This window comes from Marinobacter salinexigens (assembly GCF_008370345.1).
GTDB classification, from domain to species: Bacteria; Pseudomonadota; Gammaproteobacteria; order Pseudomonadales; family Oleiphilaceae; genus Marinobacter; species Marinobacter salinexigens.
The window spans coordinates 36,121-58,929 of the sequence record NZ_VTUU01000003.1 but is presented as its reverse complement, the minus strand read 5'-3'; the positions used below and the strand labels follow the sequence as shown (position 1 = coordinate 58,929).

Below are 22,809 nucleotides of genomic sequence, written 5' to 3'. Positions count from 1 at the left end.
GGTTATTTCGAAATTTTGGCGCAATTTCGCGCACCAAAACTGTGCTTGCATTGTTTTGGTGCACCGTTATTGCGCCTCGCCGAGAAGTTTGTGTGCAGCAGCCATAATCCGTTCGTGGCTCGCGTGCTCGCGGCCGGCCCCACCCGCGATGTGACCCCAGTCTGAAGGCAGGGGGATAGAGCTGGCTCCGGGCATACGCTGTGCGTCGCTTTCGGCATCCACTTCGGTGAAATACAGGTCGGTGGTGCTGGGCATGATCCGGGTGGGCATCGTGATGGCTGCCAGTGCCGCCTCGTAGTCACCGTTGAATACAGGGTTGTTGCTGATGTCGCCCTGTTGCCAGGTATGAAGCACGGTCAGAAGGTCGTTGGCGTCCTGGGCAAGATGATCCGCTTCCCAGAAGCTCAGCAGTTCGCCGATGGATTGGAAACCAAGGGTTTTCCATAGCTGCTGGCGGAAGAATGACTGGGAATATGCCCAGCCGGCATACACCCGTGCAAATGCCTTAAGCCCGCGTTCCGGTGGATGCTGATACTGCCCGTCCTGATAGTCCTGATCGCAGGTAAGGGCAGCCTTTACCCCCTCCAGGAACACGTAATTGTGGGGATAACAGCGTGCGGTACAGCAAGTGGCGAGAACGGATCTGACTTTGTCAGGGAACAGGCAACCCCATTGCAGCGCCTGCATGCCGCCCATGGACCAGCCCATGACCATGGCGAGAGACGCTCCGCCAAATACCTCATCAACCAGTCGCTTCTGCAGCATCACATTGTCATATAGGCTGACGTGCGGGAAGTTGCCTCCAGCCTGATCATCGTGGGTATTGGAGGGTGATGATGATTCGCCGGCTCCCAGCAATGAGGGGATAACAATGCAGTAGCGTTCGGGGTCCAGTGGGCTGTCACCCCCAACCCAGGGATAATTACCCTCTGCTGCACCACCATAGTACGTGGGAAGCAGTATCAGGTTATCTTTTGGTGCATTCAACGTCCCGATTCTGTGGTAGCGAAGGCGGGCTGACGTGAGTGTTTTGCCACTGGACAGAGAAAAATCCTGAACTTCGAAATCCTCAATAACCCAATTTAAATCAGACATTTAATTCTCCTTTCCGATAGCTCTTCAGGGCTGTTAAATTCAATTATATATACATGCTGGCATGTAAGTTGAATGAAAGTTCTGTGCCAGAAACACTTATTCAATGAGCGCCCGCCCAAAGGGCTGCAGAGAGGAAACGACGATGACTGAATTGACCAGCACCCAGGCCCTGAAAGAGAAACTCACAGACGCGGGCGTTAAATATGCGATGGCCAGCTATGTGGATATCCATGGCGTATCAAAAGGCAAATTCGTACCGGTTGCTCACCTGGGCCAGATGATGGAAGGTTCCGAGCTGTATACCGGTGCGGCACTGGATGGTGTACCTCAGGATATATCCGACGATGAAGTAGCCGCCATGCCAGACGCAAACGGCGTCGCTATTTGCCCCTGGAATCGCCAGCTGGCGTGGTTCCCTGGCAACCTTTACCTGAACGGTGCGCCGTTTGAAGCTTGTTCCCGTAACATTTTCCGCCGCCAGCTGAGCGCCGCCGCGGATATGGGCTATCAGTTCAACCTGGGTATCGAAACCGAATTTTTCCTGTTCAAGGACACTGAAGATGGCGGTTTTGCGCCTCTGAGTGATCGCGATACGCTTGGTAAGCCCTGCTATGACCCTCGTACCCTGATGGACAACCTGGAAATTCTCGACGAGCTGGTCGAGGCCATGAACGAACTGGGCTGGGATGTGTATTCCTTTGACCACGAAGATGCTAACGGCCAGTTCGAAACCGACTTCAAATACGCCGACGGTCTGACCATGGCTGACCGACTGGTGTTCTTCCGCATGATGGCCAACGAAATTGCCCGTAAACACGGTGCCTTTGCCAGCTTCATGCCGAAGCCGTTCGCCGACCGTACCGGCAGTGGCGCGCACTACAACATGTCCCTGGCGGACCTGAAAACCGGTGAAAACCTGTTTGAACCGAAAGGTGATGACCCCCACAACTGCGGTATCAGCAAGCTGGCCTATCACTTCATCGCCGGTGTGCTCAAGCACGGCGCTGCCATCAGTGCGGTGATTGCACCGACGGTGAACAGCTATAAGCGTCTGGTGCGTCAGGGCAGTATGTCCGGGTCCACCTGGGCGCCGGTATTCATGTGCTATGGCTCCAACAACCGCACCAACATGATCCGTATTCCGGGCGTGGGTGGCCGCATTGAATGTCGCGCTGCGGATATCGCCTGTAACCCGTACCTGGGCAGTGCCCTGATTCTGGCGGCGGGTCTGGAAGGTATCCGTGAGGGTCTGGACGCAGGCGCTCCGCACCACGAGAACATGTACAACTACAGCGATGCCGAAATTGCCGAGCAGGGCATCGAATACCTGCCGCGCAACCTGGGCGAAGCGGTTGATGCCTTCGAAGCCGACCCGCTGGCGAAGGAAGTCTTTGGTGAAGCGATGTTCAACAGTTTTATCGAGTACAAGCGCGGAGAGTGGGACAGCTATCAGAACCACGTGTCTTCCTGGGAAGTCGAGCGCTACCTGAAACTGTTCTGAGCAGGTGTTCTCTGAAGGCGGCTGTCAGCCCGTGCAAGGCAGCGTAAAAGCTGTGTAAAAGTTGACGTCAGTGGCCTTGCCGGACATCCGGCAGGTCTATAATCAGCCGGGTGAAGGAACCACGATCCCACCCACCCGGCTGCTTATCATGAAGAACATCAAGTACGTATTCGCAGGCTTTCTGCTTGTCCTGACAGTCGTCTGGTTAATGGCGGATTCCCTTCTGCCTGAGCCTCTGACTTACTTCTCCTTTCGTTCGGTCTTTATCCAGTACAGCGGCGTTATTGCCATGGGGGTTATGAGCCTGGTGATGATTCTTGCCCTGCGTCCAACGTGGCTGGAACCTCATCTGCGTGGTCTGGATAAAATGTACCGCCTGCATAAATGGCTGGGTATCACCGCATTGGTGATCGGTACCCTGCACTGGTGGTGGGCCCGGGGCACCAAGTGGATGGTTGGCTGGGGCTGGCTCGAACGGCCGGAACGGGGGCCGCGACCGGAAGAGACACTCGGCGCCGTGGAGGCGGCGTTTCGTAGCCAGCGAGGGCTGGCGGAAAGTATCGGCGAATGGGCCTTTTATGCGGCGGTCGTGTTGATTGTGCTGGCGTTGCTCAAGCGCATTCCTTATCGGTTCTTCGCCAAAACGCATCGGTTTATCGCACCGGCCTACTTGCTGCTGGCGTTCCACAGTGTGGTGTTGATGGAGTTCGACTACTGGTCACGGCCCGTAGGTTGGCTGATGGCGCTGTTGCTGGCGGGGGGCTGCCTTGCTGCGGTCTATTCCATAGCCGGACGTATCGGCGCCAGCCGCCGGGTGACGGGAACCATCCGGGAGCTAACCTGGTATCCCAATCTCAAGGTGCTTGAAACCCTTGCGGTTCTTGATGACCACTGGCCGGGGCACCGGGCGGGCCAGTTTGCCTTTGTTACCGCAGACCCTCATGAAGGCCCTCACCCATTCACCATTGCGTCATCCTGGAACCCGGATGATCGGCAGATCGTATTCATTTCCAAGGATCTCGGGGATTACACCGCCCGCCTGCCCGAAGAACTGGAGCAAGGTAAGGCGATCCAGGTCGAGGGACCCTATGGCTGTTTCGATTTTCGGGATGACCGCCCGCATCAGGTGTGGGTTGGCGCGGGTATTGGCATCACGCCATTCATTGCGCGGATGAAAGAACTGGCCACGCACCCGGGTGAAAAACCGGTAGACCTGTTCCATGTGACCGCCGATGTGGATGAACAGGCCCTGTATAAACTGAAAACGGATGCAGCGGCGGCGGGTGTGCGCCTGCACCTGATTATCAGTGGCCGTGACGGACGGCTGGATGCCGGCAAAATCCGCGAGGCAGTACCGCAATGGAACGAGGCCAGCTTCTGGTTCTGTGGCCCGGCACCGTTTGGCCAGCAGCTACGCCAGGCCCTGGTGGCAGAAGGGCATTCAGCGGACCACTTCCACCAGGAGCTGTTCCAGATGCGTTAGGTGCCGGTTACCTTCTGGTGGCTGTCGATGGAGGCGACGGTGTCAATGCGCAGCAGGTGCCGGAACTGACGTTTGAAAAACGGCATCTTCTTTTTCAGGGAAAACAGCTTTGGCGCGAACAGCCAGCTCTGGGTGATTCCCATCAGATAGGTGTAGCAGAGCAGTCCGAGATCTTCGGGCTGTTCTTCACTTTCCAGTTGTCCACAGGACTGGGCGGTAGCCACCAGTTTCGCAAACATGGCGACGATCGAGTGGGTCAGTTCCCGCTCACGCTTCAGGGTGCGGCTCATCGCATCGGTCATTTCCGTCTTATTCAGCAGAATCTCGAAGGATTGCCGGTAGCAGCGGTCATTTACCAGCAGTGACAGCCAGCGATCCAGAAAGTGTTCCATCGCTTCAACGGGTTGATCGGACATACCGATACATTGGGCCACCAGGGCTTCCAGCGGCTCCTGAGAGTAGGCCAGAACAGCCTCGTAGAGGTCGTCCTTGGTTTCAAAATGCCAGTAAATCGGGCCGCGGCTGCACCCGGCCTCCTTGGCGATCCTGCTCAGGGTCGTTAATGAATACCCATCGCGGCTGAACAGCGTGAGGGCTGCTTCCAGCACGGTCTTGCGGGTTTTTTCAGCGTCTTCCTTGGTTCGGCGCATGGAGTCTGTTCATTCTCTGGAAACGAAAACCGGAAATAAAAAAGGGCACGACAATCGTGCCCTTTGATGCGTGCTCAGGCAAGCGGGCGAGGTTTAAAGCTCGCCGTCAGCGGCCATTTGCATATAGTCATCGTTGAAGCGGAACTTCACGTTACTCTCATCACCCATCACGGAACCGTCCGGGAATTCGATACCGACGAAGTCCGGGCTCATGGCACCCTGGCCCAGCAGACCCTTTTCGAAGGAGAACTGACGGACGCTGTCCATGGCGTCATGTGCTTCTTTGCTGTTGATGAAGTCCACAGACATCTTCGGTTCCCAGAACATATTCATACCAGCCAGCTGGGCTTCATATCCGGCCTGATCGGTACCGGACAGCTCACCGAGGAACGCACGGGCTTCCTCACCTTCTTTGCTGTCGGATTCCAGAACGCTCATGGTTTCGTACCAGGCGCCGACGAGGGCTTTACCCAATTTGGGGTTGTCAGCCAGGGTGTTGGTGTCGACCAGGGTCAGATCCTTGATGTGGCCCGGGATCTGGCTGGAATCGAACAGTTTGGTGGTGCCGGGGAAGGCTTCCACTTCCGCCAGCAGAGGGTTCCAGGTGGCCACGTGACGAACGTCATCAGTCTGATAGGCTGAGACCAGGTCGGCATCGGAAATGTTCACCACATTGATGTCACGTTCTTCCAGTCCCACGGTGTTGAGGGCACGTACCAGCAGGTAATGGGAAACCGACAGTTCAACCAGGTGTACTGTTTCGCCTTTCAGGTCAGCAATACTCTTGGCGTCCTTTGATGCCAGGCCATCGTTGCCATTGGAGTAATCGCCAACGATCAGTGCGGTGGTGTCGACACCGGAGGCGGCCGGAATGGACAGGCCATCCATGCTGGTGGCGACCACGCCATCAAACTGGCCAGCGGTGAACTGGTTGATGGACTCGATGTAGTCGTTTACCTGAACGATATCCACATCAATGCCGTATTTGTCGGCCCATTTTTTCATGATGCCGCTGTCCTCGGCATACTGCCAGGGCACCCAGCCAGCGTAGATGGTCCAGGCAATGGTGAATGAATCCTTCTCTTCGGCGGAAGCGCCCAGGGACATCCCTGCAGCCAGCACACCCGCTCCCAGAGTGGAGCCCAGACGTTTGATCAGTTTTGATTGTTTCATGGAGTTCTCCTCGCGATGAGCGTCGTTGCTGTTACTCGTTAATTTCTTCCACAATAACCACCGGCGCACCGGGCGATACCGCCTGGCCGGCTTCTCGTCTTACTTCCACGACCCGGCCACTGACCGGGCTGAGCAGTTCAATTTCCATCTTCATGGATTCGATAATCGCCACCGGGCGCTGGGCTTCGATGGTGTCACCCGGTTTCACCAGGCATTCCCATAGATTGCCTGCAACGTGGCTTTCCACCGCGTGCTGGCCTTCGGGCAGGTTGTCGATGTCGTCGGCGCCAGTGTCTTCTATGGGCGCTTCGGAACTGAAGTTGATCTGGCCGGACTCGATCCAGCGTTGCAGTTCCTCATCGAAGGCTTGCTGACGTTTGCCGGTGAAATCCTGGATTTCGTCGTCGTTGTCGGCCAGGAATTGCTCATAGTCCTTGAGGTTGAATCGGGTTTCCTCGATGCGGATCGGGTAGTCGCCGTTGGGGAAATCCCGGCGAATCTGTTGCAACTCTTCGGCACTGACTTCGTAGAAGCGCACCTGATCGAAGAAGCGCAGTAACCAGGGTGTACCTTGCTTGAACACTTCTGTCGTGCGGTAGCGATTCCACATCTGCAGGGTGCGACCCACGAACTGGTAGCCACCGGGGCCTTCCATGCCGTAAATGCAGAGATAGGCGCCGCCGATGCCTACCGAGTTCTCGGCGGTCCAGGTACGGGCCGGATTGTACTTGGTGGTGACCAGACGGTGGCGCGGGTCCATCGGGGTTGCGACCGGGGCTCCGAGATAGACATCGCCCAGGCCCATCACCAGGTAGCTGGCGTCGAAAACGGTTTTCTTGACGTCATCAATGCTGTCCAGGCCATTGATGCGGCGGATGAATTCCAGGTTGCTTGGACACCATGGGGCATCCTTGCGAACCGACTGCATGTATTTCTGGATCGCCGTCTGGCAGGCTTCGTCGTCCCAGGATAGCGGCAGGTGTACCACACGGGCAGGCACATCCCAGTCCGGTTGTTCCGACAGCGCCTGCTCAGCGCCGATCAGCAGCTCAATCAGCGCGCTCTGGTCGAGGCGCAGGCTGTCGTAATGAACCTGCAGGGAGCGGATGCCCGGGGTCATCTCAAGGATGCCGTCGACAGCCTCGTCCTTGAGCCAGAGCATCAGCGCATGGGCGCGGAAACGGAGGCGGATATCCAGCTCCATGGGCCCGTATTCAACCAGCACGTAGTTATCACCGGCGGCGCGATAGACCACGCCGGTGTCGTGCTCATCGGTGCTGAGGCTGGCAAGGATCGGTGACAGGGCAGACACCGGTGCCGGTTCAGCGGCAACGACTTCCAGGGTAGAAATAGACGCCTCGGTGGCGCGACGCAGGGCGACGGCCTGATCCTGATTGACCGGCGCAAAGCGGATTTTGTCACCCGCCTTGAGCTGGCCCAGTTTCCACAGATCGGCGCTGATCACCGTTACCGGGCAGACAAAGCCTCCCAGGCTGGGGCCGTCAGGTCCGAGGATGACCGGCATATCGCCGGTGAAGTCCACGGTGCCGATGGCGTAGGCATTGTCGTGAATGTTGGACGGATGCATGCCGGCTTCGCCGCCGTCACTGCGGGCCCACTCCGGTTTTGGGCCAATCAGGCGTACGCCGGTGCGGCTGGAGTTGTAGTGCACTTCCCACTCGCTGGCGAAGAAGGTGTCGATATCGCCATCGGTGAAATAATCCGGGGCGCCGTGGGGACCATAGGTTACGTGCAGGGTCCATTCGCGGGCGATGTCCGGCCGCAGTTCAACAGGCAGTTCCCGGGCTGAAACAGGTTCGAGGTCGTTCACGGCCAGCACATCACCGGCACGCAGCGCACGGCCACCGTGACCACCGAACTGGCCAAGGGTGAAGGTGCTACGGGAGCCCAGGTATTCCGGGCAGTCAATGCCACCACGGACCAGCAGGTAGGCACGGGCGCCAGCACCTGGGACCGACCCAAGCACCAGCTTGCTGCCAGCAGCGACGTTCACCACAGACCACATGGCCAGTGGTTCATCGTCCAGAGTGGCGTCAATGTCTGCGCCGGTCAGCACAATCTGGCTGGCGGTGTTGAAGATCAGGGTAGGGCCGCGGAGAGTGATCTCGAGCCCTGCGACACCTTCTTCGTTGCCCAACAGACGGTTGCCAAGTCGGAAACTGTAGGCGTCAAATGGACCTGAGGGTGGCACCCCCACTTCCCAGTATCCGCTGCGGCCCGGATAGTCCTGAATGGTGGTCAGGGTTCCGCCGGAAACCACGTCAATGGTCTGTGGCTGGTACTGGAAATCGTTGAGGCTGGCGGTATAAAGGCGGCCTTCGACAAAGCGCTCATCAGCGAGCACCTGGGTGGCATAGGCGCGGTTGGTCTCAATGCCATAGAGACGACAGTCGCCGAGCGTAGCGATCAGCTGTGTCCGTGCCTGTTCACGATCTGATCCGTGAACAATCACTTTGGCCAGCATTGGATCGAACAGTGGCGAGACTTCAAGCCCCGGTTGCAGCCAGTGATCGATGCGGACGCCTTCACCGGTAGGAAATTCCACCTGGGTCAGCAGGCCGGCGCTTGGCTGGAAGTCCTTGTTAGGGTCTTCTGCATAGATCCGGGTCTGAATGGCATGGCCGTTCGGTGTCAGTGCAGCGGCACGCTCATTCAGATCGCTGATCGGTCCGGCACCCAGCTCCACCATCCACTGGACGATATCGACACCGTAGACCATTTCGGTGACACCGTGCTCAACCTGTAAGCGAGTATTGACTTCCAGGAAATAGAACTCGGAGGTGTCCGGATCATAGATGAACTCCACGGTGCCTGCATTGCGGTAGCTGATCTGTTCACCCAGACGACGGGCGGTATCGTGCAGGCTCTGACGAACCTCATCGGAGAGTCCGGGGGCCGGTGCTTCTTCAATCACTTTCTGGTTGCGGCGCTGGGCTGAACAATCCCGTTCACCAAGAGTGACGACCTTGCCTTCGCCATCACCGAAGATCTGGACCTCAATGTGGCGGGCGCGCTCGACGAACTTTTCCAGGAATACGCCGCTGTTGCTGAAGTTGTTCTGGCTCAGGCGCTGTACCGAGGCGAAGGACTTTTCCAGATCCTCCGGGTTGAAGCAACGGGACATGCCGATACCACCACCACCGGCGGTGCTTTTCAGCATCACCGGGTAGCCAATACGGTCGGCTTCAGCCAGTGCGGTATCAAGAGAGTCCAGCAGTCCGGTACCGGGCAGCAGTGGCACACCGGCGTCCTCGGCCAGTTGCCGCGCCGTGTGCTTGAGGCCGAAGGCTTCCATCTGTTCCGGCTTCGGTCCCAGGAAGGCCACGCCCTCACGTTCGCAGCGTCGGGCAAAGTCTGCGTTCTCACTGAGGAAACCATAGCCCGGATGGATGGCCTGGGCGCCGGTTTCCCGGATGATGGCGAACAGCTTGTCCTGATCGAGATAGGTGTCGGCAGCGGTGCCTTTGCCCAGGGCGATGGCTTCGTCCGCCTGACGCACATGCAGGGAGTCCGCATCGGCGTCGTTGTAGACGGCCACTGAGGCGATGCCCATGGACTTGAGCGTGCGGATTACCCGGCAGGCGATAGCACCGCGGTTTGCGATGAGTACTTTCTTCAATCCCACAACAGCACCTCCACCGGAGTCGGGTTGTAGGCGTTGCAGGGGTTGTTGAGCTGCGGGCAGTTGGAAATCATCACCAGCACGTCCATCTCGGCTTTCAGCTCAACGTATTTGCCTGCGTCGGAGATGCCGTCGGCGAAGGTCAGCCCGCCTTCAGCAGTGACCGGAACGTTCATGAAGAAGTTGATGTTGTGGGTGATATCCCGCTTGGTCAGGCCCAGTTCATCGTGTTCGGTAACGGCCACCAGCCAGCTGTCGCGGCAGGCGTGCATGCATTTCTTGTCCAGGGAATAGCGGGTGGTGTTGCTCTCGGCGGCACAGGCGCCACCCAGGGTGTCGTGACGACCACAGGTGTCTGCGGTGATTTCCAGCATCACGTTGCCCTCGGAGGACATCAGCTTTGAGCCCGCGGTCAGGTAGACGTTGCCCTGTTCGCGAATGGTGTCCACGGCACTGTACCGTTCCGTCGGGTTGTGAGCATTGTAGAACAGGGTATCGGCCGCCTGGTTGCCTTCCAGGTCGAGGATACGGATAGTCTGGCCGGCTTTCACGACCTTCAGGAAGTAGTCTCCGGCGAGGACGGTTTCGCTGAAGCTGGCGGTTTCCGGATGCAGGGTGCTTTCTTTGATCATGGTGATTCCCCTCACTCGAACATGTGGTAGACGGCGTTATTGGCAAAGGCGCGGGTCGCCTCCGGAGAGGAGGTCTTGCACTGGTCGGCATCGCTGACCGGTGCTGCCTTGAATAGCTGATAACGCAAGGGGAATCGGGGATACTCGCTGGCAGGGTTCATCGGGTGCGGGCAGGTATGCAGCACTACCAGGGTATCCATTTCAAAACGCAGATCGACACTGGCACCGGCATGGCTGTGGCCTTCCACAAAGCGCATATCGCCTTCATCGTTGGTCGCCACTTTACTGAACCAGTTCAGGTTGGCCGTCAGGTCTTTTTTGCCCAGGCCATACTTGGCCAGTTCATTCAGGAAACTGTGGGTACCGTTCCGGTGGTAGTGGTTGTGGGCGTCCTGATAGGTTTTTGTGCCCCAGCGCTTTTCCACCAGAGCGGCGCTGCAGGTGCCGCTGACGGTATCGTGCCAGTCCAGATCGTCGCGGATGACAGACGCAAATACGTGGCCCATATCGGATAGCAGCACATGGCCCTGGGTCAGGTGGAATGTGTGCTGGTTTTTCAAAGTATCCGGCATGTTGTAGCGTTCCAGCGGGTTGGCAGGGTTGTACATCAGCATGCCAACGTTGGCGCCACCTTCTTCGTCGATCAGACGCAGGACATGACCACGCTTGATCAGCATGGACCAGTGGGAACCGCCGGGAATACGGTCATCGTAGAGGGGAGATACGGACTGGAGCATTGCCTTTTCCTTTTCCGGTCAAACAAATACACGAGAGGCGTCAGTTACTGAACGTTTCTCCCGGGCTTTTGTCCCGCCGTGTAGCCTTGGAAAAGGCCGTCAACTCTCGGACCAGTCACCTGTCTTTCGGATGTTCGACAGGCCGGAACCCTAGTTGACCATTTTTCAGATTGTGTCGCTTCGATGGTGGTAACAGACACCGACTTCTCGTTGCGCACAGTAGACACATCAGGTTCTGTGCCAGTGTTAGCAAGCTGTTGTTTTTTAGGAACTTGATGAACTTTCAGGGAATGAGGGAAAATGGTTTGTGCGCGATCTTGGTGCGTTGATATTGTGATCGCGCACAATTTCGGGGCGGTCCTTGTCCCGATGGGGGGCAGCGTGTCAGAACCCTGAAACCCGCTCCAGAGTCCAGAAGGCAGCCAGGCTGCCGGCTCCATACACCATCATTGTCTGGGCTTGAGCCAGGGGGAATTTCTCGACACGTTTGAGCACTGTAAATATGGCCACGACCGCGCCGACAAACAGAACCTGCCCGATCTCCACACCCACATTGAAGAACAGCAGTGCGATGCCAAGATCGCCCTGAGGCAGGCCGATGTCCTGTAGTACAGAGGCAAAGCCGAACCCGTGAATAAGACCAAACAGTGTCGACACCGCTACCGGAAAGCGCCAGGCCAGGGTGTCACGGCGGTTGCGTATGATCTCCGTCGCCAGGAATAGAATACTCAGGGCAATCACCGCTTCCACCGGGGCGATGGGCAGGCGGATGTAGCCCAGGGTGGTCAGAACCAGTGTCAGAGAGTGGGCAACCGTGAATCCGGATATGGTGATCAGTAGTCGCTTGAAGGTGCCGGCGATCCATATCAGGCAGAGCAGGAACAGCAGATGATCCCAGCCGATCAGTATGTGTTCGACGCCAAGAATACTGTAGTCGGTGACAACGCTCAGTGAATCCCGTTCTGCCGGTACCTGCCAACTGCTTTCGCCAGGGCGAAGGAGTTGCTGATAGCGTTCCTTCGAACCCAGCTCCGCACTGATCAGCGTGGTGATCGATGGGTTGTACTTCGGCCAGTCGATCCGGAGCGTCTGGCCGGACAGGGCCTGGCCGCACTCAACCCGGACAACCATGCCCATGGACTCATGGGTACAGTTGTCCGGCAGGGTCAGGTAGGGTCGGTTGTTCGCCTCCACGGAAGGCGGCACCTGCATTTTTACGGTGTATTGGTAAGCCCCGGATGAAGCAGTCGCCAACGCGTTGATCTGCAGGTACAGAGGTCGGGCATCGTGAGCCTGCGACAGACCAGGAATCAGCAGCAGAATCGCCAGAAGCGATTTACAGACGATTTTCAACATCGTATTGCTCCACGATCTGCTGAATGGCCACTTCCTGGTTCTTCACCTGCTGCCAGCGCAGGAAATCTTTCTCTACCCGGGAGCGAATGTCTGCCAGTGGCGGCACTCCGCCGGCACGGTAGTCGCTGATTCTGACCAGGTGCAAGCCATGCTCGGAGGCGATGGGGCCTTGCCACCTGCTATCGTCCCTGGCCAGTTGCGCCAGTTCCTCGGTGAAGCCTTCGCCAAAATGGCTGGAGATGAAGTCCGGCGTTCTCTCGACATAGTTCCGGTGGTACAGGAAGCGATCACCGAACGGCAGGGCATCGGAGAACCCGACGTGCTCCTCGTTCAGCTCCCGCAACAGTGCATCCGCCTGCTCGCTGGCGCCGCCGTTTGCCTTCAGGAACACGTGGGTAAAGCTGTAGAAGGGATCTTCGTAGTAGTCACTCTGATGGCTTTCGAAGTAGGCCTCAAGGTCCTGTTCGGTGACGTCCTTGACCGCTTCTGCAATGCCCTGGGCAATGAACTCGAGCTTCTGCACCGAGCGGCGGCGAACGATGTAGTCACTTTCAATCATGCCCAGGTTTTTGGCTTCCCGGAACAGGGCTTCTTCGCGAACATACTTGCGAATCAGCTTGTCACGTTGTGCTTCGTCCATGGCATCAAGCTGTTCGTTTGCCTGCCCGGGCTCAAAGGCTTTTGAGCGGTATTGGATAAAGGTCAGCAGCGCATTCCGGTCGACCACGATGGTGTGGTCGTCCGGGCTGTCGGCCTGGGAACCCGACAGGGTAAAGCCGGCAAATAATGCCACCCCTGCCAGAGTGAAGTGCAGCAGGGGGTCTCGAAGCAATGATTTGAACACGATTTACTTCTCCTTTCCGGGTGTGTACCAGATTGGTGAACTGTAGGCCCGTTCCTGAATGGATCTCGGAAGGTCTGTGTCGACTTTCTCGCCGAAATGAACTTCGTCGTAGTTTGGCCAGCGCGGAGTGGGAATCTCCAGCACCCGGACGTAGTAGAACGCCCGCTCGGACTGATCGAAGTCCGGGTCGGTCCAGACAGTGGCCAGTTCAGCAGCACCGATGGTGTTGGTCCAGGTGGCCGTGTCTTCATCCACCGTATTGCCCACCGGGGGCAGTTTGCCCGCGGCGTTGGCCTGGCGATCATCACTCCAGGCGACGTCGTAGACTTTTTCATGGAGGGTGCCGTCGTTGGCGTGCCAGCCCTTGACGATCTGAACCCGGTCGAGATTGGCACCTTCGGGATCACGTGTTGCCGAGATCATGAATCGGGGTGCCTTGCCATCCGGCGCGCTTGTCAGGTCGCCGCCCATAGGAACGCCTTTTTCGTAGCCGCGATCTACGTAGTCGGGGTAATTCACTTCCTGATCGCTGTAGTCCCAGCCGCCGAAGAAGCGAAGCGTGATCCGGGGGCCAGTGGAGGCATAGGTTTCCCGGCGTTTGATCGCGTCAAACAACGCCGCCCGGGTGTTCTCTTTTGCCCAGACCGCCGCGTATCCCGAGGCTGCGGCTTCATCGACGCCCAGATTAAAGACTTTGCCCTTTTTTCCTTTCACGTAGGGCGTCATCTCTGCCCGCTTGGCCGAAGGGCCGTAGACGGTAAACTTGCCCCAGAAGTTGTTCTCTTCAACGGCTGAGATACTGGTGTGAGCGTCGGTGCTGCCAATCATGCCTAACTTGAAGGGGTTTACGCCCAGTTCTGCCTCCTGCTGCAAACCCAGTTTCAGGGCCGAGCGGGCATACTCAAATGGCAGCATGTCGTCCTGTTTGGCTTCAAATCCGGTCAGGTTGCCTTTGTCCCAGGTTTCGAAATCGGCAAACTCATCATCCGGCGACAATTTCGGGTGGGTTTCGCCATCGCCTTTGATCTGGGTGACTTCCATCACCGGCTCCCAGCGGCTGCGGGTTTCGGCGTATTCCCGTGTCAGCGGGTTACCGTCGCGGTCGGTGAGGGCAAACATCAGGCCATTGCTGACGTTACCATTGTGAGGAATGGCCAGTACCCGGCCGTCGGTCTTTTGTTCGTAGTCCTGCAGGTAGCGCCAGAGATCTTCCGGATCCTCGCTGTCGAATGAGGAAAAGGGCAGTATTTGGCCGGCTTTACTCGCGTCGTCCGCAAACATAACCACTCTGTGCAGGTTGTTGCCGCCGGGCATGGTGGTCCATTCGTACCCGATCAGGGCGGTAAACTTGCCGGGGTCGTTGAATTTATCCGCGGCGGCTGTGACGCTGCCCCAGGCACTGCTTTCGATCTTGGCGTTGGTGAGGCTCTTGTTGTTCGAGTTGATGTCCCGGTGAATCTCGAACATGGCGTTAAGCGCTGTTTCTCCGCCCTCCTGAAGCATCTTGGCCCAGCGTCGTCCGGTTTCTTCTTTCATGAGCTCGGGGTCGCCGGCAGACAGCATCGGGAGCAGACCCAGATATTCTGCGTGGTCCGACACCATCAGGAAGTCCAGCGGTCGGTTCAGTTTGGCCATCATGCCGTCGGCAGCTTCGACTTCCTCGCCCCGGGCGAAGCGGTAGGCGTCTTCCGGCGTCAGGCCTTTCACTCCCATCAGTGCTGCATCGAAGGAGTAGGATGTGTGCAGGTGTGTATCGCCCCAGAGTACCTGTTGTGGGTAATCTTTACCGACCATGGGTGAATAGGACTCCAGCCCTGCGTGGGCGGATGCGGATAGGGCGCTGCCGATAAGCATGGAAAGCAGTGTCTTTTTCATACGGTTCCTGATCTATTTATTGTTAGTCTGGTTCGGGGTGGACTCAGGGCGTGTACCAGATCGGCGACGAGTAAGCCCGTTCCTGTATGACGGTTCGGTAGGTCCACTCTTGCCGGGGTTTGCCGAGCGCGAGTGCGTCCAGGGTTGAGTGGCGAGCGGTCGGGATCTGCAGCACCCTGGCGTAATAGAAGGCTCTTTGGCCACTGTCGAATTCGGGGTCGGTCCAGAGCGTCACGAGTTCTGGATCACCGATGCTGTTGGTGAAATGGCCGGTTTTGAGGTCGACGGTGTTGCCAACGGGTTGGGTGTCGTTTCCGGCATCTTTCCGGTCATCGGACAGCGCGACGTTGAACACGCGTTCGTGGCTCTTTCCCTGTTCGTCCAGCCAGCCTTTGACGATCTGAATCCGGTCCAGGTTGGCACCCTGTGGGTCTCTGACGGCATGAACCAGAAATCTCGGCGCTTCGCCTGCCGGTGCATCCATCAGGTCGCCGCCCATGGGTACGCCCTTCTGGTATCCAATCTCTGCAAGGTCGTTCTGCGCCAGGTCATCCGGGGTAAAATCAAACCCGCCAAAGAGACGGACCTGCATCCTTGGCCCTGTGGTGGCATAGACCTCTTTGCGTTTGAACGCTGCGAACAGGGATTCCCGGGTGTTCTCCTCAGCCCAGGCGGCCACCATGCCAGCCGCCGACATGTCCCAGCCCGTGGCATCGGGGGCGGTTTCCATTTCTTTGTTTTCAGGAATGGAATCGACACCGAACTTACCCCAGAAGTTGGGCTCGCTGGCGGAGCTGAGGCCGGTATGAGAATCCGTGGATCCGATCATTCCGAACTTGAAAGGATTGGCGCCGGTACTTTCCTCGATTTCCAGGCCACGTTTCAGTGCGCTGCGGGCATAGTTACCTTTCTGATCAACGTCCTTCTCCCTGGCCGCGCCAAACGTCATCACATGGTCATAGGTTTCGAAGTTCGCAAATGGATCGTCCGGAGACAGTTTCGGGTGCGTTTCCGAATCGCCCTTGATCTGAGTGACTTCAGCAACCGGCTCCCAGCGCATGCGGGTGCGGGCGTACTGGGCGCTGATCGGGTGGCCCTGGCTGTCCACATCGTTGAACATCAGCCCGTTGCTGATATTGGAGTTGTGGGGAATGGCCACAAAATCAGAGCCGGTCTTCTCAGACGTTTGTTCCAGCCAGCGCCAGAGATCTTCCGGCTTGTCACTCTGGGTAGAGTCGTAGGGAAGATACTGCTTTGCGGTGTCACCACTTTTGTCCGTAAAGATCACGCGGTGCAGGTTGGATCCATTGGGTATGGAGGACCATTCCCAGCCGATAAACGCGGTGAATTTTCCAGGCTCGTTGTTGTTCTCAGCGGCATCAATGATCTTGTTCCAGACCGGTTCCCGGATTGCACTGGTCAGCAGGTCTGGGTAGGGACTTTTGCGCACCACTGAACCGGCGATATCGTAGTAGACGGCCTTGGGGCTTTTACTGTCCCAGAGGTCGATCAGACGCTGGCCGTTCTCTGAGCTGTCCAGGTCTGGGCTCTTGTCCCGGACCAGTTGCATCAGACCCATGTATTCGGCGTGGTCAGCAACCACCAGGAAGTCCAGAGGACGACGTAGTTGCACGCGGGCTCGGTTGAAGGGGTGAATCACTGGTTGACCCTTGGCGAACCGGTAGGCGGTTTCGGGGTCGGTGGTTTCATTGCCCATGGCAAATGCATCCCCGGAGTAAGAGGTGTGCAAGTGCGTGTCGCCCCAGAAAAGCTGAGTGGGGGCTGCATGCGCCTGGAATGCAGATAAGGAAAGGACGGTTAAAAATCCGAGCGCGGGTTGCCGCATCTGATTAGCTCCTGGTGTACCCTTTCAGGGATTTGTTTTTGTGATTGCAGGCAAATTATCAGATCAGAGGGCGGTAAATTTGTTACAGGGCGTCACAGATTTGTTCAAATACGACAGGAACCAGGCTGGCGAGGGGCGCGCTTGATCACTCAGTATCGTGTCTGCGATTTTCAGGCCTTCGGCCAGCATTTTGATATTGAATACCGGTTTCCGGATCTGGAGTTATTGCCGGAAGAGGGCGCCGCCGAAGATCTTGCTGACGGCCTCTCCATGTCAGTTGCGGCGGGGAGAATTGACGAGAACTCGCTGAACTCAGGGTTCCGCTTCACCTTCTCCGATCTGGAAATTCTTCATTCCTATGAATCCGTATCCTTTGGCCACGCTCCCCTGTTGTTGATCATCGTGCTGGATGGACAGGTAGAGCTGAAAGTCGGTGCCGTTGAACTGACTCTGGAGCCCGGAATGGCCGCGAGTCTGCAGTTGCATCCCGATTACGCGCTGCAGGCGGTACAGCACCCTCAGCCAAGGCTCAGAGCTGTCACACTGGCCTATGATCCCCAGGGGGCTGATATCGGTCGGGCGGCCTCGCCCACACTTCAGAGATTGCTGGCCTGTGTTCAGGAGCCGCTGCATCGCTGGTCTGTTCCGCAAGCGTTGCAGAGCCAGCTATCCGACAGCTTCGACCAGGCTTTGCCTGAGCTGCAACAGGCATTGGTGCTGGAGGGCCTGGCATTGCAGCTTGTCGGGCTCGGGGTCCCCGAGGGCCAGCCACTGAGGGAAACCTCTCCGGTATCTCATCAGCAACAACAGAGGCTGGAACTGGTGCGCCAGCAGCTGGAGTTCTCTCCGGAGAAGGATCACACCCTGGCGGAACTGGCCGAGTTGGCGGCCATGAGTCAGAGTGGGCTTCGATCCAAATTCCGCGCGACCTATGGCGTGTCGGTATTTGAGTATCGGAGGCAATGCCGTATGGCACTGGCACAGCAGTTTCTGGAGCGGGGCTTCAGTGTTCAGCAGACTGCTCACAAAGTGGGCTATCGCCACGCCACCAATTTCGCCACGGCCTTTCGTCGCCACTTCGGTGTATCGCCAAAGCGAGGTAGTACCCGCCGGCATATTTAGCGTTTTCAATAGCTTTTCTGTCATTTTGAATACCAATGTTGTGCGGATCTAAACGACAATTATTCGCATTACATAAATGGTTTCACCTGAGGTATTCATGCTCCGACGATCACGACTCACTCTATCCATCGCCCTGTGCGTTTCCGGTAACGCGGTCATGCTTCCGGTGTTTGCCGCTGCTGAGCCGAAACCACAGGCCCTTGAAGCGCTGACCGTAACGGCTACCCGTGGGGCGATGAAAACCGAGACCCCGGTTGTGGAGACCTCACAGACTGTCAATGTCATCGAGCGGGAAGAATGGGAAGAAAAGGGTGCGCGGTCGGTGCAGCGTGCTGCCAGTTACACGCCGGGCGTGGCCACCAATCAGGTTGGCGCCTCCAACCGCTACGATTATCTGATTCTGCGCGGGTTCTCCGATGGCAGCATCAATAACACCTATCTGGATGGCCTGAGGGTCATGAACGACGGCGGTTCCTACAGCTCCTTCGCCATTGATCCGTGGTTTCTGGAACGTATGGAAATCGTCAAAGGCCCGACCTCGGTGCTCTACGGCCAAAGTTCTCCTGGCGGTATTGTTGCACTGACCAGCAAGCGTCCCGAATTCGAGTCCGGTGGCGAAATAAGGGCAACGCTTGGAAGCAATGCCCAACGAAGCTTAGCCTTTGATGTGACCGGCTCCGTGGATAACGAGCAGCGGGTTGCCTACCGCATTACCGGTATTGCCGCGGCGGCGGATGCTCAGCAGGACTATGTCAAAGAAGAGCGCCGGGCCATTGCGCCATCACTGACCTGGGATATCACTGACCAGACATCACTGACCTTGCTGGCCTACCTGCAGCAAGACCCGGAAGGGGGATACCACGCGGGGCTGCCTTATGAAGGCACAGCAACCTCCAGGAATGGCCAGACCATTGATCGCAGCTTCTTCGAGGGGGAGCCTGGTTACGATGAGTTCAGCCGTGATATGTCGATGGTCGGATACGACTTCGAACACGAATTCAGCCCTGGCCTGAGTGCCCGCCAGAAACTGCGCTTTTTGGAGTCGGATGTCTCGTTGCAGCAGGTGTACGCCTATGGCTGGGCAACGGACACAGAGCTGACCCGCTACTACTCGGGCGGTGAAGAGGATCTCGAAGCGATCACTGTGGATAACCAGCTTGAGGCCAGTCTGTTTACCGGCGATGTGGAGCACCGGGTATTGGTGGGACTGGACTACCAGCAGCGGGAAAACGATGTGGTCTGGGACTACGGAACCATCGCAACAATTGATGCGTTCGATCCGGTCTATGGTCCCGTGCCATCGGTTTACTACGTGGAACGGAATCTGCGCAAGCAGAAGCAAACCGGTGTTTACCTGCAGGATCAGATTGCCCTGGGGGGCTGGCGCCTGAACCTGGGCGGCCGCCAGGACTGGGTGGAGATCGAGAACACCAACCGCGATACCGCCACGGTCACCAAACTGGACGAAAGTCAGTTTACCGGCCGGGCCGGTTTGCTCTACCTGTTTGATAACGGCCTGGCACCCTACGTGTCCTACTCCACCTCATTCTCGCCCAGCGCCTTCACGGGCGAAAACGGCGAGTTGCTGGCGCCCAGCACCGGCAAGCAGATTGAAACCGGCCTGAAATATCAGCCAACCGGCACCGAGGACAGCTACACCCTTTCCCTGTTCAGGATCAATCAGGAGGATCTGGCCACTAAGCTGCCCCAGGAAGCGTTCTATCGGGCGATTGGTGAGATCCAGTCCCAGGGTGTAGAGCTGGAGTCCAAAGTACAGTTGACTGAAAACCTGAATCTTCAGGCGGGCTATGCCTATACCGATGTGACCTTCGAGAAGTCGGAGGATTATCGTGAGGGCAACCAGGCCAGCCAGGTGCCAAAACATCAGTTGACCCTGTGGACAGGCTACCGGTTCTCTCCGGATATCCTGAACGGCGCTCTGGACGGAGCGCAGGCGGGTCTGGGCCTGAGACATGTGCGGGATATTCAGGCCGACGACGCCAATACACAGAAAGTGCCGGACTATACCCTCGTAGACATGGCACTGGCCTATGATCTCAGCAAGCAGGGGTTAACCGGGGTAACGGCCCGGCTGAACGTGAATAATCTGCTGGATAAGGACTATGTTGCGTCCTGCTACAACAGTCTCGATTACTGTTACTACGGTGCGGAACGCAATGTGACTGCCTCGGTGTCCTACCGGTTCTGATCCGGTCGGGTATAAAGAGCCTCCTTCGGTCAGTCGTCGGAGGAGGCTTTATGCTTTCCGGAAAAGAGGGGGCAGAATGCGCAGGGGTCAATCCGGCACATCGGCCCCCTGGGCCACCACTGCCGACGGCAGATCTGAAATGGCCGTGTGAGCAGCCTCATGCATCTGCTGCGCGCTGATGACCTTGCCGTCAATGGGCGATGGCAGGGCTCGGGTCGCGGTGGCTGCTGCCACGACGGTTGGGTTGTAGCCGAGGGAGAAGGCTCCCCGGGCGGTAGCGTTCACACACATGTGGGACATGAACCCGACAAGAATAAGGTTTTCGATGCCGGCGGTCTTCAGTTGCTCATCCAGCTCAGTACCCACAAACGAATTGGGGAAGTGCTTGGTGATAACGGCTTCTCCTTCCTGCGGCGTCACAATATCTGCAATCTGTCCGATGGGTGCGGTGATGTCGTACGGCGAACCGGCTCCGCCGTCGTGCTGGATATGAAAGACCGGCCGTCCTGCGGCCCGGAACCGGTCCAGCAGTTTCCGGCATTCCTCCAGGGCGGGCTCTACGCCTTCCAACTGCATGACGCCTTCCCGGTAAGCCTGCTGGGCATCAATAATGATCAGGGCGGACGAACTGATGGGGCTGGCGGTATTACCGAGGCCAACCAGATTACGAAGGGTTTCGCTAGCACTCATAGGTATCTCCTGTTTGCTCTGGGTGTGAGTAAGGGAGTTCTATTATTTCGCCGGTTCCGGTTTTATACTCGAGGCAAAACTGGCATAAAAAAGGTTAAAAGTGACAGATTCTCGAATCCATATTGGTATCGTGCATTATCCGGGCGCAATGCTGTCTGCCGTGCAGGGATTGGCGGAACAGTTTTACCTGGCCAACCGGATTTGCCGGCAGCACGGTATGGGTGACCGGTTTAAAACCCACCTCTGCGACAGCCTTGATATTCCTGAAAACGGTTGCGATGGGCTTGCTCCCTTGCAGGTGATCATCCTGCCCCCCTGTCTGGACGATGAGGCCTACGCATCTCCCTCGACAATACTGGTGCAATGGCTGCAAGAGAATCATCGGAATGGCGCCATTATCTGCTCCGTTTGTGCCGGTGCTTTCGTACTGGCCGAGACTGGCTTGCTGGACGGACGCAGAGTGACTACTCACTGGGCGTTGGCAGACGAGTTGGCGAAAGGGTTCCCGAAGGCGACTGTTGACAGCAGCAGGCTGCTGATTAACGACGGCGATGTGATCACGGCGGGAGGCCTGATGAGCTGGATTGATCTTGGCCTCGAACTGGTTGCCCAGTTCAGCAATTCACAGATCATGCGACAGCTTGGCAAATACCTGATTGTCGATACCGGTGACAGAGAACAGAGCTTTTACCAGAGCTTCAGCCCGAAGCTGGATCACGGAGATGACGTGATCGTGAAGGTTCAGCACCATTTGCAAAGAGGCTACAACGAGCCGGTAAAGATCGGGGATCTGGCTGAGCGGGCGCATCTGACCGAGCGGACGTTCCTGCGACGGTTCGTCAGGGCGACAGGGCTAAAACCGGTTCAGTACCTTCAGAACCTGCGTATCCAGAAGGCCTGTGATCTGATTGAGACCAGCAACCTGCCGTTTGAACGAGTTGCGGAAGAAGTGGGTTATGAGGATCTGAGTGCTTTCCGGAAAACCTTCATCAAGATCACCGGCCAGACTCCCAGGGAGTTCAAGCACCGCTTTGTTCGGGAGCATCCTGTCCGGCAGAACTCACTGACTCAGTGATTCGGTAAAGAAATCCAGCAGCATCCTCACCTTGGGCGACAGATGCCGGTTGTGGGGATAGATTGCCCAGATACCGTCGTCGTCCTCCCGGTAGTGGGTGAGCAGTGGAATCAGCTCGCCAGCATCCAGAGCCTGCTGAACGTAGTAATCCGGCAGCTGGACAATGCCGATACCCTTCAACGCCGCGTCCAGCAGCGCTCGCCCGCTGTCGCAGCGGATACTGCCTTTGACCCGGATGTTCCGGGGTTTGCCCTGATCCTGGAAGCGCCAGTAATCGAGGTTTCCCTGCAGACAGTTATGCCGGTCCAGTTCTGACAGGGCGTGGGGCGTACCGTGGGCCGAGAGATAGCTCGGCGCCGCACACACATGAAGCGATCGCGAGGCAAGGCGCCTGGCCATCATGCTGGAGTCTTCCAGTTTGCCCAGCCGGATCGCCAGATCAAACCCATCCGCCACCAGATCCAGTTTCTGGTTGGTGAGTTTCATCTCGACCTCAAGTTCCGGGTGGCGCAGCACGAAGTCATTGACCAGCGGTGCGATGGTGGTCTCACCATAGGTCACCGGGGCGGTAATGCGCAGTTTACCTCTCGGGGCGCCCTGCATGCTGGTCATCGAGCGCTCCGCTTCTTCCAGCGCATCCAGCACCTGCCGGCATTGCTGGTAGTAGACCTGGCCGGCTTCGGTGACCGATACCCGGCGAGTGGTCCGGTACAGTAATTTGGTGGCCAGCCGGCCTTCCAGAGCGCTTACCTGCCGGCTTACCTGGGCTGTTGAAACCCCTAGCCTGCGTGCTGCATTGGTAAAACTGCCAGTCTCTGCCACAGTTACAAATTCGTTGACGCCTTCCCACGTAGCCATGGCTTATTGCCCGAGATTAT

Annotated in this window: 17 protein-coding genes and 1 riboswitch; of the genes, 5 read left to right on the top strand and 12 right to left on the bottom strand. The window is 57.5% G+C overall.

Translation table 11 applies throughout. The annotated features are described in order from the left end of the window. Window positions 1–66: 66 nt before the first annotated feature. Window positions 67–1,095, bottom strand: coding sequence for an alpha/beta fold hydrolase (locus FWJ25_RS07650; protein ID WP_149599686.1), 1,029 nt, complete (start codon window positions 1,093–1,095; stop codon window positions 67–69). Between the two features lie 142 nt (window positions 1,096–1,237). On the opposite strand from FWJ25_RS07650, the gene glnT reads away from it, so the two are divergent. Together glnT and FWJ25_RS07640 are read left to right on the top strand one after the other, a co-directional pair. Next, entirely contained in the window at window positions 1,238–2,596 is a 1,359-nt protein-coding gene (glnT, locus tag FWJ25_RS07645) for a type III glutamate--ammonia ligase (RefSeq protein ID WP_149599685.1), read from the top strand. 148 nt (window positions 2,597–2,744) lie between these two features. Next, a complete protein-coding gene (locus FWJ25_RS07640) occupies window positions 2,745–4,079 on the top strand; it encodes a ferredoxin reductase family protein (RefSeq protein WP_149599684.1) in 1,335 nt (444 codons plus the stop codon). On the opposite strand, the gene FWJ25_RS07635 is transcribed toward FWJ25_RS07640, so the two are convergent. The 9 genes from FWJ25_RS07635 to FWJ25_RS07595 form a co-directional block, all read right to left on the bottom strand. Beyond that, complete coding sequence (locus FWJ25_RS07635; RefSeq protein ID WP_149599683.1) at window positions 4,076–4,729, bottom strand: TetR family transcriptional regulator; 654 nt, start codon at window positions 4,727–4,729, stop codon at window positions 4,076–4,078. The two genes, FWJ25_RS07640 and FWJ25_RS07635, sit on opposite strands and share 4 nt — an antisense overlap. Window positions 4,730–4,822: 93 nt before the next feature. Continuing rightward, window positions 4,823–5,902 (bottom strand): putative urea ABC transporter substrate-binding protein, encoded by a 1,080-nt coding sequence (locus FWJ25_RS07630; RefSeq protein ID WP_149599682.1) that lies wholly within the window; start codon window positions 5,900–5,902, stop codon window positions 4,823–4,825. A gap of 31 nt (window positions 5,903–5,933) precedes the next feature. After that, the gene (uca, locus tag FWJ25_RS07625) at window positions 5,934–9,548 is read right to left on the bottom strand and encodes an urea carboxylase (RefSeq protein ID WP_149599681.1); all 3,615 of its coding nucleotides are present in this window, start codon (window positions 9,546–9,548) and stop codon (window positions 5,934–5,936) included. Beyond that, window positions 9,539–10,177: an urea amidolyase associated protein UAAP2 gene (locus FWJ25_RS07620; RefSeq protein ID WP_149599680.1), complete on the bottom strand. Its 639-nt coding sequence runs from the start codon at window positions 10,175–10,177 to the stop codon at window positions 9,539–9,541. The genes uca and FWJ25_RS07620 overlap by 10 nt, the downstream gene beginning before the upstream one ends. 11 nt (window positions 10,178–10,188) lie before the next feature. Then, entirely contained in the window at window positions 10,189–10,914 is a 726-nt protein-coding gene (locus tag FWJ25_RS07615) for an urea amidolyase associated protein UAAP1 (RefSeq protein WP_149599679.1), read from the bottom strand. A 55-nt stretch (window positions 10,915–10,969) separates the two neighbouring features. After that, window positions 10,970–11,079: riboswitch (guanidine-I (ykkC/yxkD leader) on the bottom strand. A 219-nt stretch (window positions 11,080–11,298) separates the two neighbouring features. Next, window positions 11,299–12,270 carry a HupE/UreJ family protein gene (locus tag FWJ25_RS07610; RefSeq protein ID WP_149599678.1) on the bottom strand — a complete coding sequence of 324 codons (972 nt, stop codon included), beginning with the start codon at window positions 12,268–12,270 and terminating at the stop codon, window positions 11,299–11,301. Further along, window positions 12,251–13,114, bottom strand: a complete 864-nt coding sequence (locus FWJ25_RS07605; protein WP_149599677.1) for a peptidyl-prolyl cis-trans isomerase — start codon at window positions 13,112–13,114, stop codon at window positions 12,251–12,253. The genes FWJ25_RS07610 and FWJ25_RS07605 overlap by 20 nt, the downstream gene beginning before the upstream one ends. A gap of 3 nt (window positions 13,115–13,117) precedes the next feature. Further along, a complete protein-coding gene (locus tag FWJ25_RS07600; RefSeq protein ID WP_246166704.1) occupies window positions 13,118–14,989 on the bottom strand; it encodes a DUF3604 domain-containing protein in 1,872 nt (623 codons plus the stop codon). Between the two features lie 43 nt (window positions 14,990–15,032). After that, complete coding sequence (locus FWJ25_RS07595; protein ID WP_149599676.1) at window positions 15,033–16,835, bottom strand: DUF3604 domain-containing protein; 1,803 nt, start codon at window positions 16,833–16,835, stop codon at window positions 15,033–15,035. Between the two features lie 141 nt (window positions 16,836–16,976). On the opposite strand from FWJ25_RS07595, the gene FWJ25_RS07590 reads away from it, so the two are divergent. Then, window positions 16,977–17,957 (top strand): helix-turn-helix transcriptional regulator, encoded by a 981-nt coding sequence (locus FWJ25_RS07590; protein ID WP_246166702.1) that lies wholly within the window; start codon window positions 16,977–16,979, stop codon window positions 17,955–17,957. 97 nt (window positions 17,958–18,054) lie between these two features. Continuing rightward, window positions 18,055–20,166: a TonB-dependent siderophore receptor gene (locus tag FWJ25_RS07585; protein WP_149599675.1), complete on the top strand. Its 2,112-nt coding sequence runs from the start codon at window positions 18,055–18,057 to the stop codon at window positions 20,164–20,166. An 87-nt stretch (window positions 20,167–20,253) separates the two neighbouring features. Here FWJ25_RS07585 and FWJ25_RS07580 read toward each other — a convergent pair whose 3' ends face one another. Further along, a complete protein-coding gene (locus FWJ25_RS07580; protein ID WP_149599674.1) occupies window positions 20,254–20,856 on the bottom strand; it encodes a cysteine hydrolase family protein in 603 nt (200 codons plus the stop codon). A gap of 100 nt (window positions 20,857–20,956) precedes the next feature. On the opposite strand from FWJ25_RS07580, the gene FWJ25_RS07575 reads away from it, so the two are divergent. Beyond that, the gene (locus tag FWJ25_RS07575) at window positions 20,957–21,931 is read left to right on the top strand and encodes a GlxA family transcriptional regulator (RefSeq protein ID WP_246166700.1); all 975 of its coding nucleotides are present in this window, start codon (window positions 20,957–20,959) and stop codon (window positions 21,929–21,931) included. Here FWJ25_RS07575 and FWJ25_RS07570 read toward each other — a convergent pair. Then, entirely contained in the window at window positions 21,917–22,789 is an 873-nt protein-coding gene (locus tag FWJ25_RS07570) for a LysR family transcriptional regulator (protein ID WP_149599673.1), read from the bottom strand. The genes FWJ25_RS07575 and FWJ25_RS07570 overlap by 15 nt on opposite strands. Between the last annotated feature and the right edge of the window lie 20 nt (window positions 22,790–22,809).